At 60.9% G+C, this 6,997-nt stretch carries 7 protein-coding genes; 3 read left to right on the forward strand and 4 right to left on the reverse strand.

Annotation, left to right across the window (positions count from 1 at the left end):
• Positions 1-408: 408 nt before the first annotated feature.
• Complete coding sequence (locus HMPREF2547_RS03695; RefSeq protein ID WP_070604740.1) at positions 409-1,089, forward strand: hypothetical protein; 681 nt, start codon at positions 409-411, stop codon at positions 1,087-1,089.
• A gap of 55 nt (positions 1,090-1,144) precedes the next feature.
• On the opposite strand, the gene HMPREF2547_RS03700 is transcribed toward HMPREF2547_RS03695, so the two are convergent.
• From HMPREF2547_RS03700 to HMPREF2547_RS03715, 4 genes are read right to left on the reverse strand one after another with little or no spacing between them, the layout of a single operon-like run.
• Positions 1,145-1,831 (reverse strand): biliverdin-producing heme oxygenase, encoded by a 687-nt coding sequence (locus HMPREF2547_RS03700; RefSeq protein ID WP_070604742.1) that lies wholly within the window; start codon positions 1,829-1,831, stop codon positions 1,145-1,147.
• Positions 1,824-2,648, reverse strand: coding sequence for a heme ABC transporter ATP-binding protein (locus tag HMPREF2547_RS03705; protein ID WP_070604744.1), 825 nt, complete (start codon positions 2,646-2,648; stop codon positions 1,824-1,826). The genes HMPREF2547_RS03700 and HMPREF2547_RS03705 overlap by 8 nt, the downstream gene beginning before the upstream one ends.
• Complete coding sequence (locus HMPREF2547_RS03710; RefSeq protein ID WP_049172506.1) at positions 2,648-3,727, reverse strand: FecCD family ABC transporter permease; 1,080 nt, start codon at positions 3,725-3,727, stop codon at positions 2,648-2,650. Before HMPREF2547_RS03710 ends, HMPREF2547_RS03705 begins: the two co-directional genes overlap by 1 nt.
• A gap of 11 nt (positions 3,728-3,738) precedes the next feature.
• A complete protein-coding gene (locus tag HMPREF2547_RS03715) occupies positions 3,739-4,812 on the reverse strand; it encodes a heme/hemin ABC transporter substrate-binding protein (RefSeq protein ID WP_070604746.1) in 1,074 nt (357 codons plus the stop codon).
• A gap of 203 nt (positions 4,813-5,015) precedes the next feature.
• Between HMPREF2547_RS03715 and HMPREF2547_RS03720 the strand changes: the two genes are divergently transcribed.
• Together HMPREF2547_RS03720 and HMPREF2547_RS03725 are read left to right on the forward strand one after the other, a co-directional pair.
• Complete coding sequence (locus HMPREF2547_RS03720; protein ID WP_049172509.1) at positions 5,016-5,564, forward strand: neocarzinostatin apoprotein domain-containing protein; 549 nt, start codon at positions 5,016-5,018, stop codon at positions 5,562-5,564.
• 45 nt (positions 5,565-5,609) lie between these two features.
• Positions 5,610-6,794, forward strand: a complete 1,185-nt coding sequence (locus HMPREF2547_RS03725; RefSeq protein WP_070604749.1) for an isocitrate/isopropylmalate dehydrogenase family protein — start codon at positions 5,610-5,612, stop codon at positions 6,792-6,794.
• Positions 6,795-6,997: the final 203 nt, after the last annotated feature.

Consider the following 6,997-nt stretch of genomic DNA (forward strand, 5'->3'; position numbering starts at 1 on the left):
CCTCGCAACAAACTGGGGTGCGCATGAACGAAACGGCCGAAAAATGGCCGTGGGGTTTCACGCGCGCCCCAGTTTCACATATGCAGCCCGGAGTCTTGGACCGGCTCATGAGTTACTGACTAGGTTTATGACAAAAACAAGCAGAAATTAGTGCCGAAACTGACATAAACTTAGGCAGTTTCTCGATGGTCACAACCTCATTTGAAGCTCACCACCTCATTTCGGGTCTAGCTAAACCCGTCCTTGCCGCATTTTGCGCAAGACATGCGTCTCCTAACATGCTTTACAGTTTTCCCAGTAATACAATAAAAGCCGTTAACCGTGTCCCCAGGGGATGGAACACCATTCGCTACGCGGGTTGGGCTCATCACAGGGGGAACACTTCCTCCTCGTGATTGGTCGTCCAGCATGTCGCATAACGAGTCCCCCAGCTCAGACCCCAACTACAATTCGAATCCTTCCACCGGTTCTTTCGGCCCCGTGTACCCGAACCAGGCACCTCAACCACAACCACAGCCGCAGCAGCAACCCCAGTTCGCTGCGCAGCCGGCACCAGCGTACGCTTACGCAGCCCCAACAGCGTATCCGCAGCAGAACTCAGGTACTTCCGGCGCAATGATTGCGCTCATTTCAGTGCTGGTCGTGGTGCTGCTGAGTCTGGTTGGCGCAGTTGCTTATGTCAGCCTCGGCAAAGATGACTCGGTAACTGCGGCCGACACACAGACGGCTGCCACTACACAGGCCGCTGCCGATGCTTCGAGCCAGCCCAACCCACCGGTCACACAGACTGAGACCGTGGTTGTTCAAGATTCGAGTGGCTCATCCGGTAATTCGGGCTCGTCTCGCTCATCGGGCCTGGCTGGCGGCAACCTCTCCAGCGCATGGAAGGGCACGTCCTCAACGAGCGATCCGTTCGTTCGAAATGTACACAGCGCCTACGTCCGCTACCGCAATTCCACTGGTGCGGAATCCGGCACCATCACGGCCTACAGCCCAACGACTGGCCTGACCTACAACATGTGGTGCCGTCCTGCTGGCGGCAACATCAAGTGCACGGGCGGCCGTAACGCAGTGGTGTACATCGGCTAATGCACACCCCCACAGCCACAGTCGCAACACTCCAGTCCGCGCCCTCCGCCGCAACCTACGCCACTGCGTCGTCCAGACCACCAGCTAGGTCATGGAAGATCGCTCGGTTGAGACGAAATGCCTTCTTCGCCTCGTCGACCACGGCATCTTTATCGGCATCCGAAATGCCCAGCTCAGACAGACTCCGTCGGTAGCCGTCGCGGTAGGGCTTAATTTTTCCGATAGCGGAGAAGTCATAGAATCGGGTTCCCTCCGCACCGATGCCGTAGTGCTTGGCCAGCATGGACGCAATTACCTGACCACCAGAAAGATCACCCAAGTAGCGAACGTAATGGTGCGCCAATGCGGCGTTGGCGTTGCCGTTGCTTTCGATTTCACGAAGCTCGGCCACGTAGTTCTTTGTCGCCTCCACAGGCGAGATCTTTTCCCGCCATCCAGGCCCCACCAAATGCTCAAGGTCGGCCTCCAGAGCCTCCAGGCGCTCCAGCTGCGCATCGTAGACCGCGCTGACCTGCGGCGACTCCGCAGTGGACCGCACTGCCTGCTCCAACGCTTCGTAAACAAAGTAGAGCTGACCAGTTAAATCGATGGCCGCCTGCGCGTCCAGTTCACCCGCCAGCAGTCTCGACATGAAGTCGGAGTTTTCCGCTTCACTGTGGACACCCGCAGTCTCCACTTTGAGTCGCTCTGCCAAGGGCTGAGCAGCCAGCTTGTCATCCTTTTTAATCGTGTTTTCAACCATGATTTTCTTCTTTCTCTGCGAGGTTCGGAGACTGGGGTGAGAGGTTTTTGTCCGCGCGTTGAGGTACCAGCACTGGGTTGCCCGCGGAGTCCTGAAGCACTTCCACACCGATGCCGTAGACTTCGCTGACGGTCTGTGCATCCAGGGTTTCCGCAGGCGGGCCTTGCTTTACGACGCGCCCCTGCGCCACCACCACAACGTGATTGGCATACGCCGCTGCGGCGGACAAATCGTGCAGGACTACAACCACGGCTTTGCCCGCCGCCGCGCGGGCGCGCATCATTCCCATGATTTTTTCGGCGTGGTGGAGGTCCAGGGCTGCAGTCGGTTCGTCGAGAAGCACGACGGGAGTGTCCTGGTAGAACACGCGTGCGCTGTGGACGCGGGCGCGCTCGCCGCCGGAGAGGGTCGGGACTTCCCGGTCAAGGAGGTGCGCGACGTCGCATTCAGTGATCACTTCCGCGAGCAGCTCCTCGTTCGGGCAGCCCCAGGGGTTGCGTCCGAAGTCGATGACTTCACGGCTGGTGAATGGCACGGACAGTTCTTGGCTCTGTACCAGGACGGCGCGGTAGCGGGCCAGGTCGGCGATGGAGAGCTCGGCAATGGAGTGCTCGCCAATCCGGACGTTGCCGCCGCTGAGCTCATGGTCGCCAGAAAGCGCTGCGAGCAGTGTCGACTTTCCAGCACCATTCGGGCCGACCAGCGCGGTGACTTTTCCGGGCTCGGCGACCACGGAAATATCGTTGAGGATGCGGTGACCACCCAGGGTGATGCTGACATTTTCGGCAGAAATACCCAGGCCAGAGTGAATTTCCATTAGTGCACCGCCCTCTTCGAACGCAGGAGCAGCCAGAAGAACAGTGGGCCACCGACAATCGAGGTGAGCATTCCCAGCGGCAGGTCCGCACCGGTGATCATGGTGCGGGCCGCGAGGTCGGCCAGCGTTGTGGCCAGCGCGCCGCCGAGGATGCATGCGGGAATCAGCGTGCGATGCGCTGGTCCCAGCAGCAGTCGTGCAGCGTGCGGCACGACCAGGCCGATGAAGACGATGATGCCGGAAAATGCCACTCCAGCCGCCACGACCAGGGACGTGCCAAAAATGATGGCGCGACGCAGCGTGACGACGTTAATACCCAGGTGGCGGGCTTGCGCTTCACCAAGACTCAGAATGTCCAGCTTGCGGTAGCTGACCCACATGGCAATCACGGCCGGAACTGTCACCAACGTAATAATGACAACCTGCGTCCAGGTGGCACTGGCAAACGAGCCCATCTGCCAGAACACAATGCGGTCGCGGGCAGCCGTGGAGGCTACGAATGTCAGGAGCGAAACCAGACCACCACAGATGGAGTTCACAGCCACACCGACCAGAATGATTCGAGCGATATCGCGGCCACCGTGCGCATTGGCGGCCACAATAGCCGTGGCTACCGCGCCACCAATAAAAGCTGAGACCGCAATGGCCCAGCTGCTGGCGAAGACACTCAACACTCCGCCGAGCACTCCGGAAAGCCCGGCGGCGGTGCCCAAAACTGTGGCGGTGGCAGCGCCGACCGCGGCGCCGGAGGAAACGCCGATGAGGCCGGGTTCGGCAAGCGGGTTGCCGAACACCGCTTGCAGCGCCACACCTGCGAGGGCGAGCCCCGCGCCAACGAGGCAGGCCAGCGCGATGCGCGGCAGTCGCACTTGCCACAGCACGGTGTCGATGGGCTCTGGCGCGTCACCGAGACCGCCATTGAACACTAGCCTCACCATTGAGCTCAGTGATTCGCCGATGGTAGCGCCGAACTGCCCCACGGAGGCCGACCAACCTATTGCCAGCACCAGCGCTAGGGCGAGTCCAATGAAAACGGCCACCTGTCTGAACGGACTAGTTTTGTTCGCGGTTGTCTGCATTGCTCAGCCAGTCACTTTCCCGCAGTCTTGTCAGCGCCATCACCAGCACCGCCACCGTAGAGAGCATCCGCAATGGCGCGAATCGCACGCGGCGACTGCGAGTCAAAGGACAGCAGCTGCGAATCGGGCACGTCCACAACGGACTCATTCTGGCCCGCCGGGGTCTGTGCGATACCCGGGATTTCCTTCAAGCCTTCAATCCCGCCGACGGACTCCAGGCCACCAGACATAACCAGGATGGTGTCTGGAGCCGCAGCGATGAGCGACTCTGGCGTAATCGGCGTGAACGCACCCTCAATACCCACGCCCTCACCGGCATCAACACCGCCGAGACGAGTGATCAGCGAACGCCCACCGGAATCCGGCCCCGCAATCATGGCCACACCGGTTCCGCGCACGTAGAGGATCATCATCTTGCGGCCATCGGCCTTGGCCTGCGCGTACTCGGTCGCAGCCGCCAGCTCCTTGTCCAGGTGCTCCTTCACCGGGCCAACTTGGTCAGCCAGGCCGACTGCGCCCGCAACTTCGTCGATAAGCGTGTTGATGGTCTCGGGAGTGCGCTCGTCCGACACATGGACGACGGTGATCCCCGCTTTTTCAAACGTGTCGAAGACACGGCTAGGGCCAATCGTGCCATCGGTAATGATGAGCTCCGGCTTCAGCTTCATCACCGACTCAGCATTGACTGCATGTCCGCCAATGGTGAGGTTCGGCAGATCCTTTACCGCCGGGAAATCGGAGGTGGCGTCGCGCCCCACCAGACGGTCTCCGAGGCCAAGCGTGTAGACCGCTCGGCTGAGTGCTCCCGCCCGGTCAAGCGTGAGAATACGCTGGTAGTCCTTGTCCGCCGCCGGTTTCGGGTCTTTCAGCAGCACTTCGGGGTTTTCCGAAGGTAGGTTCGCATGCGCGGCATCGTGAGCGGAAATGTTGTCGGCGCGCGGTACCGTCGTCACGCCAGCGCTTGACGACGATGCCCCCTCCCTCGCGGCATCATCGGAACCACAGGCGACTAGTCCTGCGACCAGGACAACACTCAGCAGTGTTCCGGCAAGGCTGCGAACGCGACAGGCAGGCACGGTGAACATATTCCCCCTCTGTGAGCTGACGCTGCACGGAGATAGACGACAAAAAGAATGACTAAATAACGACTAACACTAGTAACAAAGAGCTTAGAAAGGACTTTGCTCTACTCACCCAAAGAATCTTAGGCTATCTTTTAGTTCTAGGTTAGCCTACCCTTAAGTAAAGATAGTAATCTCTACAGTTTTTCGGAAGGACGTTACCTCCTATGACTACTCGTACACTCCAGCGTCGCGCGGCTTTCCTGGCTGTTCCGGCCGTCGCCGCACTTCCACTTCTCGCCGCCTGTGGCACAGATGACGCGGACGATGCCGCACAGGATGCTACCAACGCCTCGGAAACCACCAGCTCGGCTGCAGATCAAGAAACCGACGCCAGCGCCGGCGAAGTAACCATGGAGGCCGAGCCGGTCAACGACCTCTCCGAGGGCGATGTCATCTCCGTCGACCTGTCTGGTCTCGACCCCGACTACGGCTACTACGCCGCACTCTGCGCCGCCGAGAAGGCTCCAGGCAACCCCGTCCCGGACTGCACCGGTGACCGCAGTGCCGGCACCCAGTCGCAGCAGTGGATTACCAAGAAGTCCGGCGGCACCACCACCATCGCCGACGACAACACCGCACACTTCGAGCTCAGCGTTGTGCCCACCGGCGAGGCCGTGGACTGCACCCAGCAGGACTGCGTGCTGAAGCTCTTCGGTGACCACAGCGAGGGCTTCGAGGACATCACCGAGATCCCGGTTACTTTCGCTAAGTAGGCCAAACCACACACGCGCAGGCGTCGCAGTCCTAGGCTAAGAGCCATGGAAACCGACCAGCCTGCGACTGCTTTAGAAGCGGCACCGCGCCGCATCACACTCCTGCCCGGCGACGGCATCGGCCCTGAAATCACCGATGCCTGCCGAGGACTCATCGCCGATGTCTTCCCGCACTGGGAGCTGACAGAGGCACAAATTGGCTGGTCCCAGTGGTGCGCGCACGGCAATCCCGTCCCGCAGGAAACTTGGGAAACACTCGGACGCAGCGACGCCGCTCTGCTCGCGGCGATTACCTCCAAGCCCGCTCGCGAGGCTGAGGAAGAACTAGCACCGCATCTGCGCGATACCGGCCTGACCTACCGCTCCCCTGTTCTCCAGCTGCGCCAGCGCCTCGACCTCTTCGCCAACATCCGCCCGGTCACCCTGCCCGGCGCGGCTGTCGACTTCACCATTGTCCGCGAAAACACCGAGGGTCTCTACAGTCACGACTATCTCCTCCCGCCTTACGACACCCCGACCGACTCCCCGCACCACCACCTGTGGGCAGAGGTGGCGGAGGACTCGACGGTGGCTCGCGCCGTCGATAAGCGTGGCGACGTTGCGATTTCTTTGCGCGTGACGACGTCCTTTGCGTGGCACCGCCTTGCGCGACAGGCGGCCAAGTTGGCTCTCGCGCGCCAGGCGGCAAACCCCGATTCGGAGGCCACGCCGACGGTGACGGTGGCGGACAAGCCGAATATCCTGCGGGACTCTGCGCGTGTGATTCGCGGGGCAGTTGAAGAAGTGGCGGAGGAGTATTCGCAGGTCGCATTCGATTTTGCCAATGCGGATGCCGTGGCAATGCAGCTGGTGACCGACCCGGCGCGCTTTGATGTCATCATCGCGGAAAACCTCATCGGCGACATTCTCAGTGACATCGGTGCCGGTTTGATTGGCGGGCTGGGGCTGGCGGCATCGGCGAATGTTGGCGACGACTTTGCGGTTTTCGAGCCGGTGCACGGTTCGGCACCGGACATTGCCGGGCGCGGCATCGCCAACCCGGCTGCGTTTTTGCTCTCTGCGGCAATGTGCGCGGAGCACCTTGGGCATCCGACCTCGGAACTTGCGCCCGCAGCCAAGCTGCGCGAGGCCGTCTACGCCGCCAAGTGCACCGCGCCGACGCCAGACCTCGGCGGCACCGCGACTACCAGCGAGTTTGTGACTGCAGTGCGGGCGGAGCTGGGGTTGTAGGCATTGACTCGATTACGAAGCGCAATTAAAGTGGTTGCTATCAATCCCAGCCGTTGACCCTCCGCCGATAAGGAGAGCGCCGATGACTGGGATTACTCATAGGGGGAGGGCCAAGAAATATGAGTAGAAACAGATATAGTGCTGCGCGAGCTGTGCCTTTACGCGAGATCACGGGTTAAGTAAAGAAAAGTGTGTCTTTTCCG

The organism is Corynebacterium sp. HMSC055G02, from assembly GCF_001809065.1.
GTDB lineage: Bacteria > Actinomycetota > Actinomycetes > Mycobacteriales > Mycobacteriaceae > Corynebacterium > Corynebacterium jeikeium_D.